Annotated in this window: 14 protein-coding genes; 2 read left to right on the top strand and 12 right to left on the bottom strand. The window is 37.2% G+C overall.

Features of this window, described 5'->3' with window-relative positions; genetic code table 11:
• Nucleotides 1-1,427: 1,427 nt before the first annotated feature.
• From PVV59_RS02845 to carB, 3 genes are all read right to left on the bottom strand, one after another.
• Nucleotides 1,428-2,630 carry a pyridoxal phosphate-dependent aminotransferase gene (locus PVV59_RS02845; RefSeq protein ID WP_273754437.1) on the bottom strand — a complete coding sequence of 401 codons (1,203 nt, stop codon included), beginning with the start codon at nucleotides 2,628-2,630 and terminating at the stop codon, nucleotides 1,428-1,430.
• Nucleotides 2,631-2,952: 322 nt separating this feature from the next.
• Nucleotides 2,953-3,162: a cold-shock protein gene (locus tag PVV59_RS02840; RefSeq protein WP_005773801.1), complete on the bottom strand. Its 210-nt coding sequence runs from the start codon at nucleotides 3,160-3,162 to the stop codon at nucleotides 2,953-2,955.
• A gap of 256 nt (nucleotides 3,163-3,418) precedes the next feature.
• A complete protein-coding gene (carB, locus tag PVV59_RS02835; RefSeq protein WP_273754435.1) occupies nucleotides 3,419-6,904 on the bottom strand; it encodes a carbamoyl-phosphate synthase large subunit in 3,486 nt (1,161 codons plus the stop codon).
• Between the two features lie 709 nt (nucleotides 6,905-7,613).
• Between carB and PVV59_RS02830 the strand changes: the two genes are divergently transcribed.
• Nucleotides 7,614-8,159 (top strand): methylated-DNA--[protein]-cysteine S-methyltransferase, encoded by a 546-nt coding sequence (locus PVV59_RS02830; RefSeq protein WP_273754434.1) that lies wholly within the window; start codon nucleotides 7,614-7,616, stop codon nucleotides 8,157-8,159.
• Here PVV59_RS02830 and PVV59_RS02825 read toward each other — a convergent pair.
• The 9 genes from PVV59_RS02825 to thiC all read right to left on the bottom strand — a co-directional run bounded on the left by PVV59_RS02825 (nucleotide 8,146) and on the right by thiC (nucleotide 19,696).
• Entirely contained in the window at nucleotides 8,146-10,467 is a 2,322-nt protein-coding gene (locus PVV59_RS02825) for a PAS domain-containing sensor histidine kinase (RefSeq protein ID WP_273754433.1), read from the bottom strand. The genes PVV59_RS02830 and PVV59_RS02825 overlap by 14 nt on opposite strands.
• 284 nt (nucleotides 10,468-10,751) lie before the next feature.
• A complete protein-coding gene (gene pepN / locus PVV59_RS02820) occupies nucleotides 10,752-13,379 on the bottom strand; it encodes an aminopeptidase N (protein WP_273754432.1) in 2,628 nt (875 codons plus the stop codon).
• Nucleotides 13,380-13,448: 69 nt separating this feature from the next.
• Nucleotides 13,449-14,288, bottom strand: a complete 840-nt coding sequence (locus tag PVV59_RS02815) for a uracil-DNA glycosylase family protein (protein WP_273754431.1) — start codon at nucleotides 14,286-14,288, stop codon at nucleotides 13,449-13,451.
• 309 nt (nucleotides 14,289-14,597) lie between these two features.
• Nucleotides 14,598-15,356 (bottom strand): hydroxymethylpyrimidine/phosphomethylpyrimidine kinase, encoded by a 759-nt coding sequence (locus PVV59_RS02810; RefSeq protein ID WP_273754526.1) that lies wholly within the window; start codon nucleotides 15,354-15,356, stop codon nucleotides 14,598-14,600.
• Entirely contained in the window at nucleotides 15,347-15,952 is a 606-nt protein-coding gene (locus PVV59_RS02805; RefSeq protein WP_273754430.1) for a thiamine phosphate synthase, read from the bottom strand. Before PVV59_RS02805 ends, PVV59_RS02810 begins: the two co-directional genes overlap by 10 nt.
• Entirely contained in the window at nucleotides 15,952-16,722 is a 771-nt protein-coding gene (locus tag PVV59_RS02800) for a thiazole synthase (RefSeq protein ID WP_273754429.1), read from the bottom strand. Before PVV59_RS02800 ends, PVV59_RS02805 begins: the two co-directional genes overlap by 1 nt.
• A 5-nt stretch (nucleotides 16,723-16,727) precedes the next feature.
• Nucleotides 16,728-16,925: a sulfur carrier protein ThiS gene (gene thiS / locus PVV59_RS02795; RefSeq protein WP_273754428.1), complete on the bottom strand. Its 198-nt coding sequence runs from the start codon at nucleotides 16,923-16,925 to the stop codon at nucleotides 16,728-16,730.
• Between the two features lie 3 nt (nucleotides 16,926-16,928).
• The gene (thiO, locus tag PVV59_RS02790; protein ID WP_273754427.1) at nucleotides 16,929-17,879 is read right to left on the bottom strand and encodes a glycine oxidase ThiO; all 951 of its coding nucleotides are present in this window, start codon (nucleotides 17,877-17,879) and stop codon (nucleotides 16,929-16,931) included.
• Nucleotides 17,876-19,696 carry a phosphomethylpyrimidine synthase ThiC gene (gene thiC / locus PVV59_RS02785; protein WP_273754425.1) on the bottom strand — a complete coding sequence of 607 codons (1,821 nt, stop codon included), beginning with the start codon at nucleotides 19,694-19,696 and terminating at the stop codon, nucleotides 17,876-17,878. The genes thiO and thiC overlap by 4 nt, the downstream gene beginning before the upstream one ends.
• Nucleotides 19,697-21,059: 1,363 nt before the next feature.
• Here thiC and PVV59_RS02780 point away from each other — a divergent pair.
• Nucleotides 21,060-22,034: a tail fiber protein gene (locus PVV59_RS02780; protein ID WP_273754424.1), complete on the top strand. Its 975-nt coding sequence runs from the start codon at nucleotides 21,060-21,062 to the stop codon at nucleotides 22,032-22,034.
• Nucleotides 22,035-22,094: the final 60 nt, after the last annotated feature.

The raw sequence follows: 22,094 nt of genomic DNA, 5'->3' as shown, positions 1-22,094 counted from the left end.
AACGAGGAATTTAAGAGAGGTTTATTCTATTGTACCATAAAAACACTGTCTTTAGGAGCGTGATATAAAACATGTAAAACTTTATACATGAAGTGTTTTTTTATGAGAGTATGAGGATGAATAGTAAAAGATTGTCCATAAAACCTATAAAGTTAATCAAGTGGTTAATAGCAAAAACTTAAATTGAACTATTTACACAACAGAGAAGATAGACTCTTCTTCATTTTCTGGCAAAAAGAAAGCTGAGAAATAGAAAATGTTTCATTCTATAGGGCGATTATGTTGAAAAGTACGAGGTCTTTTTTAGTGTTCTAAATTGGATAGAGAAGGAAAATTTTATTAATTTGTGTGCTTATTTAAAGAAATATTGTTCAATGTGCCCAAATGTTCTGATACCCGTGAACAGTATCACGTAAAAGTTTTGATAAAATGGTATAAGATTCTCTATATAACTATTTTTACACTTATAAAAAAGCAGATTGAGTATGTTCATTCTTTATCAGCTTTCAGTCAGGTTGTTTTTACCTTTGAGAAGGGGGATATTTTTTACTCCTTTCTTTAGTGTTTTATAACACATTAACCTTGCTTATTGATATGTAAGACAATGATATTAAAGGATCTCAGATAGGAAGATTTGAAATAATAGAATCTTACAAGAGGATAATTCAATTTAAGAATCCAAAAATTATTATAAATCAATATTTTTCTGTATATCATTTACTGTAACTTAAGTGATTATAAAGTATAATATGATTTATATTGCGCCTAGAGAAAATAAAGAGAATCGAAGTTCAAATCAGTTCATTTTCGTAGGAGGATGAAAGGTCTCTATAGACTTTCAAATTTGCGAGAAAATATTATACGACATAAGTTTTTCTTGGAAGACTTTGGTTTATAATTTCTTATATGAAACATATGTCCAAAAACAATAAAAACAGCTAAATTTTTTAATGTATAAGGATGTCTATTTTCTAGAAATCTCTCTTTATATGGAAAAATATTGATTATAATTCAACTAAAACTTGCAAGAATAATGCTTTTTGCCTATAAATGAAAATAAAATATAGATATAATAAGCTTTATCCAAAATTCCATTTTTTATCGTATATTTATAACAACGAATGCATCGCCCCTTTTTAAGTGAGAAGAGGACAAACAAGATAATTTCTTAATGTGGATTTCTTCGCTAAGCTTGAAATTTATATTTTCCGATAGAGAAAGCTCACCAAGTTTTTCATCTCTCATGACAATAGACTGATTTATTTATTTAATCACTGAACTTTTTTGATTTTTATCTGCAGCTTCTATTTTTTCGTTATGTTTATTCATGAATATTTTTGCTGAATCAATAGGCTTTGTCCTTAATATATTTTATTGGATAGATTGATATTCGACAAAAACAATCACAAGAGATGAGGTTAAAAATTTTAAATTAAACTATTACAAAAACGTTGGATACGTGTGCAAGCTTCTTCAAGTAATTTTTCTGATGTTGCATAGGAAATACGAAAAGCTGATCCAAGTCCAAAAGCAGACCCTTGGACGACAGCAACAGCTTCTGTTTCTAGAAGTGCTATAGCAAAGTCTTCATCATTCCTAATACATTGGCCGTTTGGTGTTTTCTTGCCAATAAGTTCTGCGCAAGAAGGATAAACATAAAAAGCACCTTCAGGTGTTGGACAGTGAATGCCAGGAGTTTGGTTTAGCATGGAAACAACGAGATCACGGCGTACTTGAAAAATACTTTTATTTTTAGTGATAAAGTCTTGAGGTCCATTGAGTGCTTCGACAGCAGCCCATTGTGAAATAACACTCGTACCAGATGTTTGCTGACCTTGAATAATATCCATCGCTTTAATGAGTTCTTGTGGGCCACCTGCATAACCGATCCTCCAGCCCGTCATCGCATAGGCTTTGGAAACACCATTCATTGTGAGTGTACGCTCATAAAGCGCTGGTTCTACCTGAGCGGGAGTAACAAAGGTAAAACCTTCATACGTGAGATGTTCATAGATATCATCGGAAAGGATAAAGACATGAGGATATTTTACTAAAACATCTGTGAGTTTTTTCAATTCATGATATGTATACGCGGCCCCTGATGGATTTGAAGGAGAGTTGAAGATAAACCATTTTGTTTGGGGGGTAATGACCGCTTCTAGCTCTTGTGGTTGGAGTTTATAGGAAAATTCGGCTTTTGTTTCTAAAAAGACAGGCGTACCATCGTTAAGTGCGACCATTTCTGGATAACTCACCCAATAAGGGGATGGAATGATGACTTCATCTCCTTTATTCAAAGTTGCCATCAATGCATTAAAGAGAATTTGTTTTCCACCGGTCCCAACAATAATTTGTTCTGGTTGATAAAAAAGGTCATTTTCCCTTTTAAACTTTGCAGAAATAGCTTGGCGCAATTCTGGAATTCCAGATATAGGAGGATATTTTGTTTCTCCCCTTCGAATAGCTTCAATGGCCGCATTTTTGATGTTGTCTGGGGTATCAAAGTCTGGTTCTCCAGCACTTAAAGCAATAACATTGCGCCCTAATGTTTTTAAGTGACGTGCTTTTTGAGAAGCAGCAATTGTTGCAGAAGGTTTGATACGAGACAGCTTGTCGGCAATAAAAGCCATAATTTAAAATCCTTATATTATATCAATAAATGATCATTGCTTTAAGAATATTCTATAAGAGATTATATTGTATGCAATAAAAAACTTCTAAAATACTCTGATATGGGTTTTTATATTGTTATTTTTTGAGAATTTTGACAGAAATTCTTCTCTTAAGGATTATACAAATATTAGAGGAAGGATAGGAATATTTTGATAAATTGTGCAAAATAGAGAAGCAGAGTTTTCTTTTATCAAGATCAATTTTGCTTTACACAAAATAAAAAAAATCTTCGTCGTTATAGACGAAGATTTTTAAAAAGAATATTGCAGAATTTAAACTTTAAAGAGCTGCAAGGTTGCCAGCGGCAAATTTTCCTGAACGACGATCTTGAAGAACATCATAAGAAATTTTTTGCCCCTCATTAAGATTGGTAAGACCAGAACGCTCAACGGCGGAAATGTGTACGAATACATCTGCACTGCCATCACTAGGCTGAATGAATCCGAAACCTTTTGTTGTATTAAACCACTTAACTGTTCCTGTAGACATAGGAAACTCCTTAGATATATAATTATATTGTATACTGAAGCTATAATTCTTCAATACGGTTGTAGATCGAAATTAGGTGGGAGAAGTTTCGTCAAAAGTGCAGAACGCACAGGAAAGAAAGTCACGTAACCGAAAATTCGATAGAACTCGTATAAAAGCCTTTAGCATAAAAAGCAAGCTTTAATTGCTATTTTATACAAAGAAAAAATCAAGAAAGACTATCAAAAAGCGTGAGCTTTTCCACATAGCAAGAAATTCAGCTGAAATAACTTTGCAGTGAACGTACTTCGAGGCACTTTTTTTTGAGTGCTTTGATCGCTTCTACGACAGCTTCGGCTCCGGCTATTGTTGTATAATAGGGGACATTTTGCATGAGTGCTGCATAGCGCAATGATTTGGAATCTGAGATGGCACTGGGCGTACTGGTTGTATTAAAAATCAATTGAATTTGGCGATTACGAATAGCATCTTCAATATGCGGGTGCCCTTCCAGAACTTTGTTGATTTTTTTTGCCACAATATGATGTTCAGTGAGAAATTTTTGTGTTCCACTTGTGGCAACAACAGAAAAGCCAAGCTCTGTTAAACGTTTTACAGGGTTTAAGATACGTTTTTTGTCTTCATCTCTTACAGAAACGAATAAAGTTCCCTCCTTAGGGAGTTTTACACCAGCTCCAAGTTGTGCTTTAGCAAAAGCAAGTGCAAACTCATAGTCAAGTCCCATAACCTCACCAGTTGAGCGCATTTCTGGACCAAGAAGTGTATCAACACCTGAAAAACGGGCAAAAGGAAATACGGCTTCCTTGACGGCAATATGGTGTTTTTTCTGTGAAGAAGGTAATCCACCATAAGCTTGGAGAGCATTGTGCAGCGTTTCTCCTGCCATAATACGTGCAGCCATTTTAGCAATAGGGCAACCAATTGTTTTTGCAACAAATGGAACCGTCCGTGAAGCACGGGGGTTGACTTCCAAGACATAAATAGTATCATCTTTAATGGCATATTGTACATTCATTAAGCCACGAACATGAAGTGCTTGTGCTAATGCTTTTGTTTGGCGCTCTAATTCAGCGACGATGCTCTGTGAGAGCGTATGGACTGGTAAAGAACACGCTGAATCACCGGAGTGGATCCCTGCTTCTTCAATATGTTCCATAATTCCCACGATCAGTGTTTCTTTGCCATCACACAGACAATCAACGTCTACTTCAATGGCTTCTGTTAGATAAGTGTCAAAGAGAAGAGGATTTTTACCAAGCAGTATATTGATTTGTCCTGTTTTATCGTTGGGATAACGAGCTTTGATATCTTCTGGAATTAATTCAGGAACACTTTCAAGTAGATAATTTTGCAAGCTTCGCTCGTCACGGATAATTTGCATAGCACGCCCCCCCAAAACATAAGAGGGACGTACAACCAATGGGAATCCTAACTCATGGGCAATGAGGCGTGCTTGCTCGATAGAGTGGGCAATTCCATTCTTAGGTTGTGTTAAGTTAAGTTTAAATAACAGTTTTTGAAAGCGATCTCTATCTTCTGCTAAATCGATGGCGTCAGGTGAAGTCCCTAAGATGGGAATATTGTGTTTTTCGAGAGCGCTTGCCAATTTCAATGGTGTTTGTCCGCCAAATTGCACGATGACTCCAACGAGATCGCCTTTTTCCTGTTCTGCTTCTAAAATAGCGATAACATCTTCTGTTGTTAAAGATTCAAAATAAAGACGATCAGAGGTATCATAGTCAGTTGAAACGGTTTCAGGATTGCAGTTAATCATAATGGCTTCAAAGCCTGCATCACGAAGGGCAAAAGCCGCGTGGCAGCAACAATAATCAAATTCAATTCCTTGGCCAATGCGGTTTGGACCACCACCTAAGATAACAATTTTTTTGCGTTCAGAAATCTGTGCTTCTGAGTGTTCTATCCCGGCAAAGGGAACTTCGTATGTTGAATACATATAGGCTGTAGGAGAAGAAAATTCAGCAGCACAAGTATCAATTCGTTTGAAGACTTGTTTAACATTTAGTGATTTTCGTAAAGCGGCGATATCATCGGGTTCTTTTCCGGTAAGGGTGGCTAATCGCGCATCTGAAAACCCCATAGCTTTTAACATACGTAAATTATCTCGATCTTGAGGTAGTCCATGGATACGGATACGCTGCTCCATTTCAATGATGGAGGCTATTTGTTCTAAAAACCACGGATCAATTTTGCTGATTTGGTGGATTTCATTTAAGGGTAAGCCTGCGCGCATAGCTTCAGCAATATAGCGTAGACGGTCAGGACTTGGTATAGCAATGGCTGAGCGTATAGAACTTTTCTCATCACCTTCAGCATGTTCTGGGATGATAATTTCATCAAGACCAGTAAGACCAGTTTCAAGTCCACGGAGTGCTTTTTGTAATGATTCTTGAAAAGTACGTCCAATGGCCATGACCTCTCCTACAGATTTCATCGCAGTTGTGAGGACAGGTGATGCCCCAGGAAATTTTTCGAAAGCAAAACGAGGAATTTTTGTCACGATATAGTCAATAGAAGGCTCAAATGATGCTGGTATCGCACCACCTGTGATATCATTTTTCAATTCATCAAGGGTATAGCCAACGGCTAGTTTTGTGGCTATCTTGGCAATGGGAAAACCCGTTGCTTTTGAAGCAAGTGCTGAAGAGCGAGAAACGCGTGGATTCATTTCAATAACAATGAGACGCCCATTTTCAGGATTAACAGCAAACTGTACATTGGATCCTCCTGTTTCAACACCAATTTCACGCAAGACCGCAATCGAAGCATTGCGCATACATTGATATTCCTTATCGGTTAAGGTGAGAGCGGGGGCTACAGTGATCGAATCACCGGTATGAATACCCATCGGATCAATGTTTTCAATAGAACAAACAATGATACAGTTGTCGTTCTTATCACGAACAACTTCCATCTCATATTCTTTCCACCCTAAAACACTTTCTTCAATTAAGACTTCTGTCGTAGGAGAAGCTTCAAGCCCTCGTTCAATAATTTCATAAAATTCAGAGCGATTATATGCAATTCCACCCCCAGTTCCACCAAGGGTAAATGAAGGACGAATAATAGCTGGAAGCCCAACAACATCAAGCGCTTGAACTGCTTTTGCTGTTGCATGGGCGATATAATGCTGTTTGCGATCAGCTTCGGTATGTCGCCAATTGCGTTCAAGTTCTTCGAGGGCTTTTTCAAGGGCTGCACCAGAAAGTTTTTCTTTAAATTCAGCACGCGTTTTTGCATATTGCTGGCGATTTTCTTCTTTCAGTTCTGTAGCATTGGCTAACATCGACCGTGGTGTTTCCAAACCGATTTTTGCCATCGCTTGGCGGAATAAAGCACGGTCTTCCGCTTTATCAATTGCTTTGGCATTGGCCCCTATCATTTCAACATGATAGCGGTCTAAAATTCCCATACGCTTTAATGATAAAGCAGTATTGAGAGCTGTTTGTCCCCCCATGGTGGGCAAAAGGGCATCGGGACGTTCGTGGGCAATAATTTTAGCAACAATCTCAGGTGTAATAGGTTCTATATAAGTTGCATCAGCGAGATCTGGATCTGTCATAATTGTGGCGGGATTAGAATTGACCAAAATAACTCGGTAGCCTTCTTCTTTTAATGCTTTACAGGCCTGTGTACCTGAATAGTCAAATTCACATGCCTGACCAATGATAATAGGTCCTGCTCCGATGATAAGAATAGATTTTATATCTGTGCGTTTGGGCATGGCTTTTTCCTATGACAAATATCCGTACACGATTGTGGCAAGAAAAATATTTAAGTTTTGAGGCTACAATCATTTTATAAGTTAAGTGACAAAGAAAGTAAGTACTAAAATGCCTTTTCCATGCTTTTTTTTCATGAAATTGAAAATAAATTCCTTTTTTGGGTTGAATAAGCTCATCAGTATATCAAAAGGATAACCTTTTATAAGAAAATAAGAGTGTTTCGAAAAATGAGAATATTCAAGAATTCGTTGGGAGTAAAACATAAACTATTATGCTTTGATGAAGTTTCGTAAAATGAAATGAGCAGTTTATCTTTTTGTTTTGTAAAACACTACTGTTTAGAGCGGTGATATAGAGTATGAAAATTACAAATGAGGTATTTTTGTTTAGAGTATGTAACAAAATTTAATCTAGGATTTGTCAGGAAAGTTTATGAAGTGAACTATATTGAAGTGTTTGACGGTGAAAACTGTGAGAAAAAAGCTGTTTCATTTAAAGATTGGTCTGGTTGCAGTCCTAGTTCTTTAGGGGAAGAAGAAAGCTAATCTCTGTCTTTTTTCAGACCATAAAATAGTGAGGATGTATTTTAATACCATAATGAAGAAGATAATTTCAGGATAATCATATTTGAGTTTAAAAGATAGTAAATATTCTCCCTTTATTTTATAGGCTATGTTCAAAACTTTTTAAAATATAGAGAAAGTTAAAATGCTGAATATTTCGCAAAAGAAAATATTCTGTCTGGAAGATGTGTCCATAGGAAAACTTTTGGTGGCTAAATCTCAAAAGGGGATTTGTTATACTGCGTTAGGAGATACCACAGAGCAATTATTACAGGAGTTTACAGTACGCTTTGGTGACGTACAACAAGTTGTGGGTGACAATGCATTTAAGAAAGAGGTTGCGCATATTATAGCCATGATAGAAACGCCTAAGTTGGTAAAAAAATATAATTTTTCCTTAGATATAAATGGTACAGTTTTTCAACGACAAGTATGGACACAATTATGTGATATACCGTGTGGTGAAACAATTTCTTATAAAGCATTAGCGCAATACATTGGTATGCCAAATGCTTTTCGTGCAGTTGCGAATGCATGTGCACGTAATGAATTGGCTATCATTATTCCTTGTCATCGTGTTGTACGTAAAAATGGTTTTATTTCAGGGTATCGTTGGGGCGTTAAACGGAAACAGATTTTGTTACAACGGGAACAAACAGAAGAAATTAAAAACAAACTTAATTTTGTGTGATGGGCATTATAATCGTTACCGTTGTTCCTTTCATTTCTTTTGAAGTAATTTCAAGTTTCCCTTTGTGTAGTTCTAATAAGGAGCGTGAAATGGCCAATCCAAGACCTGAGCCTGTATGGGATTTCGTAAGCTGATTTTCAACTTGTTCAAAAGGTTGCCCAAGTTTTTTGATGGCAGATTGCGGAATACCAACGCCTGTATCAGTAATTTTAAAAATAAGATTATCTTTTTTCTTGAAAGCGCAGACATCAATATTTCCACCAGAAGGTGTAAATTTAACAGCATTAGAGATGAGATTAAGGAAAATCTGTTTCATGGCACGCCCATCAACTTCAGCATGAAGTTCTGGGGTGATGTTTGTTGTAACAGTAATATTTTTTTCTTGAGCCTGTGGTGTAAGTGTTCGTACTGCTTCACTAATGATGGGCTCAAGATCAGTATTTTTACAATCAAGCGTAAATCTTCCGGCTTCGATTTTTGACATATCAAGGATATCATTGATAAGAGTTAGAAGATGCGTTCCTGAATTGTAAATATCATGCATATATTCCTTATAGCGCTGTGAACCAAGAGGACCAAAAGTCGATTGTAACATGATATCTGAAAAGCCGAGAATAGCGTTCAGAGGTGTGCGCAATTCATGAGACATGTTGGCTAAAAATTCTGATTTAGCCTTATTCGCACTTTCTGCACGCTCTTTTTCTGCTTTCAGACTTTTATTCAGTTTTTCCACTTCTGTTGCACGTTGTTGAGCACTCCCTCTAGTGCGTTTGAGTTCTTGAATAAAAGAAAAAAGACGCCTTTCACTGTCCTCAAATTTTTCCTGTTGTTGTTTGAGTTCAGAAATATCAGTACCAATACAAACCAATCCTCCATCTTGGGTTCGCCGTTCATTAATTTTAAGCCAACAACCATCTGCCGTTTGGCGAATACTGGTTAAATTACCGGTACCATCATCTTTGAGGGGATATTCACTGAGCGCAGGGCGAGCCATGGCTTCGACGGTTGCACGTTGGATCCCTGATTGTAGAATTTGTTTAGGAATAGCAGCATATTCGCAAAATTTGCTATTGGACATGACTAAACGTCCCTCAGCATCCCATAAGACAAAAGATTCTGAAATATTTTCAATCGCGTCACGGATACGAAGGTCAGCTTGCGCTGTTTGTTCAGCTAATTGTTGCTGTTCACTAATGTCGAAGGAAATACCAACTAAATGGGGGTCTTCTTCTTCAGTAACTTCGGCGCGAAGTCGCATCCATACATAATGGCCATCAGCATGCCGCATGGGAACATTGATATCGATATGCTTTTTTTTGCCTCCCATTAATTCTTGAGCAAGGTTAAAAAAATTAGCATCATTGGGATTGATAATGGCGCTAATTTGAGAAATGGAGAGCAATGCATCTTGAGGGACATAGCCAAGCATTTCATACATTGCTCGTGACCAATAGACACGTCCACTTGCCATATTCCAATCCCATAATCCACAACGCCCACGCATCATTGCCATATCAATACGGTTTTGAGTTTTTTCAGAAATAAGATCTATCTTACGTGCTCGTAAAAGTTGATTATAATAAGCATAAAGAAGGGCAAGAATAATACCGCTTGTTCCAATAAAGAGGGTTACATTAAGCGAAAAAAAATTGCGCCATTCCATAGCACTATCTTGCATCTTTTCGCTAATGAATACGCCATATTGCCCGTTTTTTGTTTGATGAAATGAAGCAAGGGCAGGGGTATCCTTGCCTATTGTAATTTTTATAACTCCAGCCTGTTGTCCAAGAGATTGTAAAGCAATGCTCTCAGAGATAAAATCTTGCAGAGGCTTTCCTAAGACGATCTCTGAACTGGACGAAGCCAAGACATTGCCTTTTTGATCAACAATGGCGATTAAAGTGTTGCGATTAATAAGATCTTGATTACGAGAAATGGTGAGGATATTTTGCAAATGATTATGAGAAAGGGCAGAAACTTTTCCTTTCTGGGAAATAACCAATAAGTCACGATCAATAGTATTGGTAATATGAGATGCTAAGAGAGCGAGGGTAAAACGCGTGCTTTTATCAATTGTATTGCGCCAATCATAAATTGATACAAAACGAATGACTGCAAGAACAATGAGAAATGCGACAATAACAAATGGAATTGAGCGTCGTAACCAAGGTTCAATAGAGAGAAGCTTTTGATAAGCAGAGCCATAAAGCAGATGAATACGCTTCGTCTGCGCTTTATGACTTTGAGCGCTTGATTTTGAATCAGCATATATTTCCGTTGGCGCATGATATGCGTCCAATTTAGTCATCTCTTGTTCCTTTAATTCCGGAATGATATGATTTAAAAACTGCTTTGATCTTCATGAGTAAACCCCATAAAGTGCAGTGAATCAAAACAGGAGTCTTCTGTCCAGTCTTTTTTTAAAAAAAAGTATTTTACTTTTACGGATGTGGAATATGAAAAGAAAAAGTATTTGAAACATAACCGATAAACAGACTTGGATTGCCTGTTTATCGGTTTAATGGTGATCGAGATGTTTTTAAAATTTATTTAAAAATATTATAATAAATTGATTTAAAATATTTTTTTGTTTCAAGTAAGCAGACGATTGATGATATCAGAGACATCGCTTGATAATTTTGGTGCAGCAGCGATTGTTTTTAATTCAGTTTCAAGTTTTTGTTTCCGAATGGGTTCTAATTGCCGCCAAGAACGCATCATGGTTAATAATCGTGAAGCAAGCTGTGGATTTTTTTTGTCAATTTCTAAAATGATTTGGCAAAGAAAATGATAAGATGCTCCATCCATTCTGTTGAAACCTGTGGGGTTATGAGAGGCAAAGACACCGATCAAGGACCGTACACGATTAGGATTATCCTTTGAAAATAGGGGATGTTGCATGAGCTTTTGAACATTCTCGAGTGTTGATGCGCCAGAAACTATTGCTTGAATAGAAAACCATTTATCCATAACCAAAGGGTCATGCCGATAGCGGTTTTCAAAATCACTTAAAGCATTTTGTGCCTGCTCACTTTCATTAAAACGCTTTACGAGAATAGCAATACTCGCCATTCGGTCAGTCATATTATCAGCTATTGCATATTGTGTCGCAGCACGATTTGGGACAGCCTCAGCAATGGAAAGATAATCCAGGATGATATTCTTGAATGCTCGTTTTCCAGCTTGTTCAGTATTTGGTGAATAGGGTTCTTGGCTTTGCATTTGTTCATAGAACTTTGCTAGGAGCTCTTGATGTGTTTTTGCAAGTGAAGCTAAAAACTGATTGCGAACATGATGAATACGATCTGGGTCAACATTTTGACCGATTGTATGAGCAAGTTCAACCTCACTTGGTAAATTTAAACAGAAAGCACGAAATTCAGGCTCTAAGCTTTCATCTGTTAGGATCGTTTCAATCAGCTTTAGCAAAGTAGGGGGGAATGTTGCTTTTGCTTGTGTTTTATCTTGAATACTTTCAATCAAAGCTTGTGTCATTAATTGATTAAGAGACTGCCAGCGATTAATGTGATTATCATCATGTTTTGCAAGAAAAATAAGTTCGCTTTCATTGAATGGCGTGTGTAGAATGATTGGCGCAGAAAAATCACGCAGTAGTGATAAAACAGGTTTTTCACGCAAGCCTTTTAATGTAAAGGTTTGGCTTTCTTTGGACAACAGCATAACCTCTGATTGAATATCTGTCTCTGCTTCATGAGCGAGGCTTTTTCCATTAGATCCTAATAAGCCAAATGCAATAGGGATAAGCATAGGCTTTTTTGTATTTTGTTGGGGTGTTGCGGGAATATGTTGCTTTGCATGAATTGTTAAAACACCATCATGATAATGACTGTCGATTTCTACGTTGGGGGTTCCAGCTTGTTCATACCACAGCATGAATTGAGAAAAATCACGGCCAGAGACTTCAGCAAAACAGGTGATAAAATCTTCAATGGTACAAGCTTGTCCATCATGTCGTTGAAAATAAAGATCCGTGCCTTTACGAAATAGGGAGGGACCTAAAATCGTTCGTATCATGCGGACAACTTCAGCACCTTTTTCGTAAACCGTTGTGGTGTAAAAATTATTAATTTGGTTATATTGACGAGGACGGACAGGATGAGCAAGAGGCCCTGCATCTTCAGCAAATTGTGTAGCCTTTAATGTTTTTACATTTTCAATTCGCTGTAGGCTGCGTACATTTTGATCTGATGAAAATTCTTGATCACGATAAACAGTGAATCCTTCTTTTAAACAGAGTTGAAACCAATCGCGACAGGTAACACGATTACCGCTCCAATTATGGAAATACTCATGAGCAATGACGCGTTCAACATTTCTATAATCCTGATCGGTTGCTGTTTCAGGATCGACAAGAACATATTTATCATTAAAAATGTTAAGACCTTTGTTTTCCATTGCTCCCATGTTAAAGTCTGAAACAGCAACAATATTGAAAACATCAAGATCATATTCGCGCCCGAAACATTGTTCATCCCAACGCATGGAACGTTTGAGCGCATCCATTGCATAAGCAGCGCGTTTAGTTTTTCCTTTTTCTACATAAATACCAAGCTCGACACGTCGTCCAGATGCAGTTGTAAAATGGTCTTCTAACTTATCAAGATCACCACCTACCAAAGCAAAGAGATAAGATGGTTTGGGATAAGGATCTTCCCAAACGGCAAAATGGCGATTATTTTCTAAAGTTCCTGTTTCCACGAGATTACCGTTTGAAAGTAAGATTGGGATTGTTTGAGAGTCTGCTTCAATTTTCACTTTATAGGTAGAAAGAACATCTGGACGGTCGTAAAAGTAAGTCATACGACGAAAACCTTCTGATTCGCATTGTGTGCAATAAACACCATTTGAAAGATAAAGTCCCATAAGTTGGTGGTTGCTTTCAGGATTTACTTCCGTAACCAATTTCAATATAAAAGGAACTGCGGGTGGCGTTGTAATTTCTAAACGTGAAGGCGTAACGTGATAAGTATTTGGGGCTAATGTCTCATCATTAATTGCAACAGAAATTAAAGTAAGGTCATCACCTGAGAGCACAAGAGGTATTAATTCTTTTGTTTCGTGACGGGGTTCAATAGACAATATAGCTGTAATATAAGTTTTTGTTGGTGCCAATTGGAAAAAAAGTTGTGTTTTGGGGATAGCATAAGGGGTTGGCTGGTAGTCTTCCAAATTATAAATAGATGTTACTGGCTGTTCCATAGTTTCTCCCATTCCTATTTTTAGAGTTAAAGAAGGTATTTAATTTTAGAGTCAAAGAAGATTAAAGAATTAAAAAAGGTTATCGAGGCGATTTTTTACTTCTAAGAAGTCTATCCATGTAAGCTTCTTTTGACTAGGGGTTCTAAGAAGGTAAGCAGGATGGAAAGTTGGCATAACAGGTATTTTTATATTATCCTCACTTTCATAAACATGCCATTTCCCTCGTGTTCGGATAATCCCACTTTGAGATCCGGTTAGAAACTGTGCAGCAACGCCTCCCAGTGCTATAAGCACACGAGGACGTGCTAAATAAATGTGCCGTTCAATAAAAGGGCGGCACAAGGCAATTTCTCTTGGTGTTGGTGTACGATTTCCTGGTGGACGCCAAGGAATAGTGTTGGCGATGTATACATTATTTCTTGTTAAGCCAATTGATGCGAGGATTTTATTCAATAACATTCCTGCTTTACCTACAAAAGGAAGTCCTTGTATATCCTCTTCTCGTCCTGGAGCTTCGCCTATAAGCATCAAAGGGCTTCCTGCTGTTCCATCTGAAAAACAGGTATTTTTGGCTGTTAATTTTAATGAACAGCCATTAAATGCAAGAAGAGCAGACTTTAATTCATCAAGTGTCTTTGCATTTTTGGCACTTTCTATAGCAGTAGGTTCGTTTTGTATAGCCCTCGAGTTATGGAGTGGATGATGATTTAATTTTACGATTGGAGATGTTTTGGGGGATGTTTGTTGATTATGAGAAATGTTCACAACAGGTGTTAATTTTCTCTCTGAACAAGCAGACTGCTTAAAACGATCAACCGGTAAATCTGTCAGAACAGCATCTGCACCACTCTCTTTATAAAAGCTTAAGAGTTCTTCATAGGAAATTGGGTACGGCGTTTGGTTTAACATTTTATTTTTTCTAATGATCTAACAGTTATAGATCAAAAAAATTATCCTTCAAGAATTGGCTTAGATCCGTTATTTTAGCTTTTTAAACAAATTAATTTCCCTATGGTAAAAGAACTTTCACTTTTATGCAAGTGATTAAATAATAAAATCTTGATCATTATATTTATATTTAATAATGAATAAAAATTATATTATATATTATTTTAGAATAAATTTAATTATAAAAGTAATATTTTATATTTTATTAATATTAATACTATATGTATAAATAAAATAAATAAATATTACTTTTATATAAACTTATATTATTTAAAAACTGTTTTTACAATGGGTTAAAAGCAATGTGTGGGTGTATGCTTTTGCTTTTTTTACAGCTGAAATAAGTGATTCATTGAGTGCTAAATGGGCTGCAATAGCACTTGAGAGAATACACCCTGTTCCACGCATTGTTCTTTTTAAACGTGGAGCAGAAATATTGATAATTTCCACTTTGTCAATGAAGCTATCAATTGCAAGAGGTCCTTCAGCATGCCCCCCTTTTACTAAAATAGAACGAGCGCCCAATGACAAAAGTTTTTTTGCTTGTTGTATTGTCTCTTCATGATGAGATGCCAGTGGGGTTTGACTAAGAAGAGCGAGTTCATTTCTATTGGGTGTTAAAAGAGTAACATATGGGAGAAGCTGATTGATCATAATTTCTATGATTTTTTCCGTAGTTAGTTTTCCTCCTGACGAGGCAACCAGTACAGGATCAAGAATAACGGGAATATGGGGATAATCTTTAAGCACATTACAGATTGCTGCTATAATTGCTTGATTTCCTGTCATGCCAATTTTTATTGCACTGACTGGATGGGCTTCTAGAGCACAGCGCATTTGTGCGGCAACAAGTCTTTCACTCATTGGAACAATTTCAGCAACGTGATGATCATCTTGTACGTTAACACAGGTAATGGCTAAATTGGCTTTTATGTGAAAATATGCAGCTGTTTCTATATCACGAACAATGCCAGCCCCTCCCGTTGGATCGGTGCCAGCCACAATAAGAATAGAAGGCTTTAACGCCATGGCTGTGTCACCTTGAGCCATTGTTCTACTCGCTCTTCGGGTTTTTTATGGAGGATAATATCGGTGACAACAGCAGCACTATTAGCCCCTGCTTTCAAAACATCTATTGCGCGTTCTGGATTTAAGCCACCAATACCAACAAAAGGTAAAGCACCAATCCGTTTTCTCCATTGTTTGATTTTTTCTAATCCTTGAGGTTGCCATTTCATTTTTTTTAAGATTGTCGGATAAATAGGACCAAGAGCAATATAGTCAGGATGAACAGAGAGGGCTATATCCAATTCTCGGTTATCATGGGTGCTAAGACCAAATCTTATACCATTTTTGCGAATTGCAGGAAGATCAGCATTACGTAGATCTTCTTGTCCAAGATGAATAAAATCGCATTTTTCATCAATGGCTATACGCCAATGATCATTAATAATTAACTGTGCTCTCCATTGATCACAGATGTTTTTTGCGCGCTTGATATGTTGACTGATTATTTGAAGGTCTTTATTTTTCATACGCAATTGTATGAGTTTGACACCAAGAGGAACTAAGTGTTCAACCCAATCAGCATTGTCAACGATGAGGTAGAATGGATCCAATTTCATCAAAATACCGCTTTACCAATAACGGGTGTTGAAGGAACCGCTACGTTGCGTGCTTCGAGAATACCTGCTTTATATCCCATACGTCCTGCCTGAATAGCTTTAGAAAATGCTTCAGCCATTAAAACAGGATTACCTGCTTTAGCAACTGCGGTGTTAAGAAGCACTGCGTCATAGCCCAGTTCCATAGTAACTGCCGCGTGGGATGGACGCCCAATGCCAGCATCAATTACAAGAGTGATATCAGGAAGGTAAGCACGGATAGAACGCAGTCCATCGATATTATGAGGGCCTTTAGCAGAGCCAATAGGAGCGCACCAAGGCATAATGACTTGGCATCCAACATCGAGAAGCTTTTCAGCCACAATGAGATCATCAGTTGTATAGGCAAAGATTTTAAAATCTTCACTGTTTAAAATTTTTGCTGCTTCAATTAAAGAAAAAACATTGGGCTGTAAGGTATCATGATTACCAATAATTTCGAGTTTAATCCAAGAGGTTTTAAAGAGGTCTCGTGCTAAATGGGCTGTCGTCACCGCTTCTTTAACAGTGTAACAACCTGCGGTATTGGGAAGTATCGTTATATCGAGCTCTTGAAGAAATTGCCAAAACTGTCCCCCTTGTTTTCCCCCCGCGCTTTCTCGACGTAATGAAACGGTTATAATTTCTGTACCAGATTTACAAATAGCATCACGCAGAATTGCAGGGGAGGGATATTGTGCTGTACCTAACATAAGACGGGACGAGAATGCACGTCCATAAAGATTCAACATAAATATTAGCCTCCTTGCATTGGGCTTAAAACTTCAATTTTATCTCCCTCATGCAAGACAAATTGGCTTCGCTCACTTACAGGAACAACTTCCGCATTAACAGCAGTTGCGAGCCAATTTCCTTCATACCCCAATTCCACAAGTAAGAGATTGAGAAAAGTGGCTTCTGTTTGAATTTTTTCACCATTAACAAAGATTTGCATGTTTTATTCCAATGCCAATTTCACCGCGCGTTTTGCTATTTCTGGAGACAAAAGAAAACCATGTCTATAAAATCCATTTATAGAAATATGATTACCATATTTGTATACAGAAGGGAAGTTATCAGGATAAGCGGGACGAACCCCAATACCAGATTCAACAATTTCTGCTTCAGCAAAAGCAGGGTGCAATGTATAGGCAGCGTTAAGCAATTCCATCATTGATCTCACGGAGATGGCACCATCAAAGTCACTTTCAATCATCGTTGCGCCAATCATAAAAATATTATCTTGTCGCGGAACAATGTAGAGTGGGATGCGTGGATGAAGAAGACGAATTGGGCGAGAAAGTTTAATATCCCTACAGCGTATGAGCAGCATTTCACCTCGAACACCGCGGATATTTTTGTCTTTTCCCAAACGAGCTATGCCTGTTGCATCAATGACCATATCAAAATTTATTTCAGATGTTTTGACATTAACAAAACATGCACCGTTTTTTATCAGGTTTTCTTTTAAAGCAATGAGCGCTTTACGAGGATCAAGATGGGCTTCATTTTCATAAAAAAGCGCATGGTTAAAACGTTCTGCAAGATCGGGTTCAAGACGCGCTATTTCTTCACCGTTTATAATTCTATGATGATGTGTCCGCGCTGAAAATCGTTCGAGTTCTACCTTATCTCGTGCTGGTGCGACAACTAAAGTTCCTTTTCTTATGACAAGATCTGGAAATATTCTGCACCACCATTGTATGGCTTGTACACCGAGATCTTCAACTATTTGCTCAGCATTTTCTCTTTCACAATAAGGCGCTAGCATTCCTCCTGCATACCAACTTGCCGTTCCTATAGGAGAAGAAGGAGAAGCCGATACAGTAACATGAGCGCCTTTTTGTTGTAACATAAAAGCAACCGTTAAACCACCGACCCCTGCACCTTTGATAAGAATATTCTTCAACTGTTGACTCTCTTTTTTTGAGGTGCTTCGACATAAAGGTCACCGCTTTCTTGATATTTTTCAGCCATAGCAACCATACCTTCACCTTTTGTCTTTTGGAGTGATGCAGCATCACGAATATCATGAGAAATACGCATAGAACAGAATTTGGGTCCACACATAGAACAAAAATGCACCAACTTATGCGCATCTTTAGGCAATGTTTCATCATGAAAGGCACAAGCCGTTTCTGGATCAAGAGAAAGGTTGAATTGATCATACCATCTAAAGTCAAATCGTGCACGTGAGAGAGCATTATCGCGCAACTGTGCTCTGGGCAAACCTTTTGCAAGATCAGCAGCATGAGCGGCAATTTTATAAGTGATGACTCCGGTTTTGACATCATTTTTATCGGGAAGCCCTAAATGTTCTTTAGGTGTTACATAACACAACATAGCGGTTCCAAACCATCCAATCATAGCTGCACCAATAGCAGATGTAATATGGTCATAACCAGGAGCGATATCAGTTGTAAGAGGTCCCAAAGTATAAAAAGGGGCTTCATGACAAAGATCAAGTTGCTGTTCCATATTTTCTTTAATTTTGTGCATTGGAACATGCCCTGGTCCTTCAATCATAACCTGTACATTTTTTCCCCAAGCAATTTTTGTCAATTCTCCTAAAGTCTTAAGTTCAGCAAATTGTGCTTCATCATTAGCATCAGCAATAGAGCCAGGGCGTAATCCATCTCCTAAGGAAAGAGAGATATCATAGGTGCTTGCAATATCACAAATTTCATCAAAATGTTCATAAAGAAAGCTTTCTTTATGATGATGAAGACACCATTTCGCCATAATAGAACCACCCCGTGAAACGATACCCGTTATACGATCAATGGTCATCGGAATAAATGGTAATCTTAAGCCAGCATGAATCGTAAAATAATCAACGCCTTGTTCTGCTTGTTCTATAAGGGTATCACGGAAAATGTCCCATGTTAAATTTTCAGCAATACCTTGTACTTTTTCGAGTGCTTGATAAAGAGGAACAGTTCCGATGGGTACAGGAGAATTTCGAATAATCCACTCACGGATATTGTGAATATTCCGTCCTGTCGAGAGATCCATCACTGTATCTGCACCCCAACGAATAGCCCAAACCATTTTATCAACTTCTTCTGCCATTGAAGATGTTACGGCAGAATTCCCAATATTGGCATTAATTTTAACACGAAAATTGCGTCCAATAATCATTGGTTCACATTCTGGATGATTGATATTCTGGGGAATAATGGCGCGTCCGTTTGCAATTTCATTCCGAACGAATTCCGCAGTATAAATTTCTGGTATTTCTCCATTCAATGGACTTGATTGCGCTTGTTGTTGATCATTTATGGCTAACCCTTCATTTTCTCGTATAGCGACATATTCCATTTCTTCTGTAACAATACCTGCACGCGCATATGCCATTTGTGTAATTTTTTTGCCATTTTTTGCACGCAAAATAGATCGTTTTTTTTCAAAGGCAGGTATAGGAGAGCTCGTTAATCCATTATCTTCAGGTTTAATTGGGCGTGCAGGATAAGGTTCAGTATCATCACGCCTAGAGAGCCAAGATGAGCCAATTGCGGGTAAACCTTTTGTAAGATCAATGATTGCATCTTTGTCGGTATAGAGGCCAGAAGTATCGTAAACATTTAAAGGTTTTTCACCGCTCCCATTGGTTAATAAAATTTCACGCAATGGAACACGCACATCAGAAAAAAGAGGACTCTGTTGATAAATTTTGCGTGAGGCGGGAAAGGGGCTACAACTGATTGATGGAATATTTTTGGGCACAAATTTTTTCCTTCTAAACACAGAGTTCAAAAACTAAGGTGTATGGGGATATATAAATGATCAATTATGTCCTCTTGAATGAAGAAATACTTATAACACTTTATAGTTAAGTGATCTCCAATAAAGCTTAAGAAAATTTATTTTGAAAAGATTAATGCAATATCTAAATAATATCCGCACTCCCCCATATAAACACTTTTGTTAGCATCAGTATGATTGGCTTAAATACGGACATTGTCAATCACAAAGATATTATTTTTAATGATTTTGGTATATTTTTTAAGAATGAAAAGAGGCATTATGAAGTGATAAACTATAATATTAAGAAGTTGTCTTTGATAGCTGAGGGGGTAGAAAATGTTAAATCGATCGAATGTTTTTATCTGAATTGATGAAGCATATAAGTTAGAAAAATAGTTTGAAGAAGGCTTACTTTGATATCGTCATCAATTAAGGAGAACACCAATAATTGCGTGATTATGTTCAGAAGGATTTATTGTTCTTGCAAAAAAAATATACCTGTAATAAAATATATATGTAGGGAGAGGGCTGTTCTAAGTGAGGGAGGAGGACAGGCGGTTACAGGCTGTTGGCTTTTAAAAGAATCGACGAGATCTATTCATAAAAGCTTGGGGGGAAGTGTATTTCTTATCCGGATCGGATACAACTTTTAGACTTGAGGAAAGTCTGTAATCTTTCCTTAGCATTTCAGTTCACTGAAGGAAAGAAATTATCATATCAAATATATTCTCTATGATACAGTGAGGCTGAACAGAAGTCTGTTCAAAAAAACATTGGTATTGATCTCGTAACACAAATTCAGAAATAAATTGAATGAATAGGGTGTCTGCGTGTAATAAAAACATAATGAGGCATGCAAAGAATTTGAAGCTAAACTTTTGAGTTTTTTAAATACAAATGATAGTCAAAAAAAAGATTTGACGTATTGAACAAATAAAACGTTTCATTAAAAATTTAAATCAGCAATTTTCTATGCAGATGACAAATTATTGCATTTAATAATGGTTATATGAATCCATAGTAAGGAAAAGTTTGAACAGTATTTGTAAAACTTTGCAACAAGATCCAAGATTTTAAAATACAACTATATAACGATAGACAAAATAAAATACCAAATAATATCAAGTGAGCTGCTACATTACGCATTAGAAATGGAATCATTAAGATTGATATTATGAAAAAAGTCTTATGAAATTAGCTTATTAAATTGAAAGGAGTAAAGAGAGAAAGAATGCATAAAATACAGATGGTCAGTGGTTATGATGTACCAATGTGGTGACATATTTTAGAGCACAGAACGAGAAATTATTAGAAAAACGATGAAAATAATGGGGGATTTATAATGTCTAATATTTACGATTGGTCGTTAAAGGCTGATGAAAATGCTCATTCAGATAATATTATTAATTGGTCAGAAGGCCAGCCACCTAGTTCTGTCAATGATAGTGCGCGGGCGATGATGCAGCGCGTGCGTGAATATCTTGCAGATAATGGTGGATCTATTGAATCAAGCTTTATGATCAATGCGGAAGATAAAACAACATTAATTACCTTAAAGACAGTTTCACCGATAAAGAAATATAACAATGATATCATCATACGCTTTAAGTCCCATGGCGTGAATATTGGCACGACGACAATAAAAGTTAATAGCATGGGAGAAAAACCTATCTATAAAGCGACGAATACAGGTGTTATACCGTTAGAAGGGGGAGAGCTACAAACAGACGGTATTTATGAAATGGTATATAATGGCAATATTCTAATGGAGGGTCGAGATGGTTGGTATTTATTAAACCCTACACCACCAAAGATAGAATTTTTTCCGGCTGGATTCATTGCAACATTTGCTATGCAAGAAGTGCCAACCGGTTGGCTTTTATGTGATGGTAAGGCCTATAAGCGTGAAGATTATCCGCAGTTATTTAAGGCTATAGGTGATAAATGGGGAAAAGGCAATGAAACAACCTTTAAAGTTCCAGACTTTAGAGGTATGTTCTTACGTGGCTTTGATAATGGTCGGGGCTTAGATGGTAATAGAAAATTTGCCGATGAACAACAAGATAGCATAAAATCGCATACGCATATTGGTATCATTGAAGAATCAGGTGAACATACGCACAATTTTCAGTATAAAGGCGTTGGATGGCCAACTGGTAATATTGGGAGACTCCCGAATTATTATACCTATAATGCCACCTTGCAAGGGACAACAGATTCTGCTGGTGCACATACACACAAGATAACTCTTGCCCATACGGGTGAGGCTGAAACGCGCCCTGTTAATACAACAGTCGTCTATGCTATAAAGTCATGAGTATGATTGGGAAATACAGAATCTATGTCATTTGATAATTTTGTTAACGCGGAATTACTC

Source organism: Bartonella sp. MM73XJBT.G, from assembly GCF_028618435.1.
GTDB lineage: Bacteria > Pseudomonadota > Alphaproteobacteria > Rhizobiales > Rhizobiaceae > Bartonella.
The sequence above is the reverse complement of the archived record's forward strand: the minus strand, read 5'-3'. Positions and strand labels throughout refer to the sequence as shown.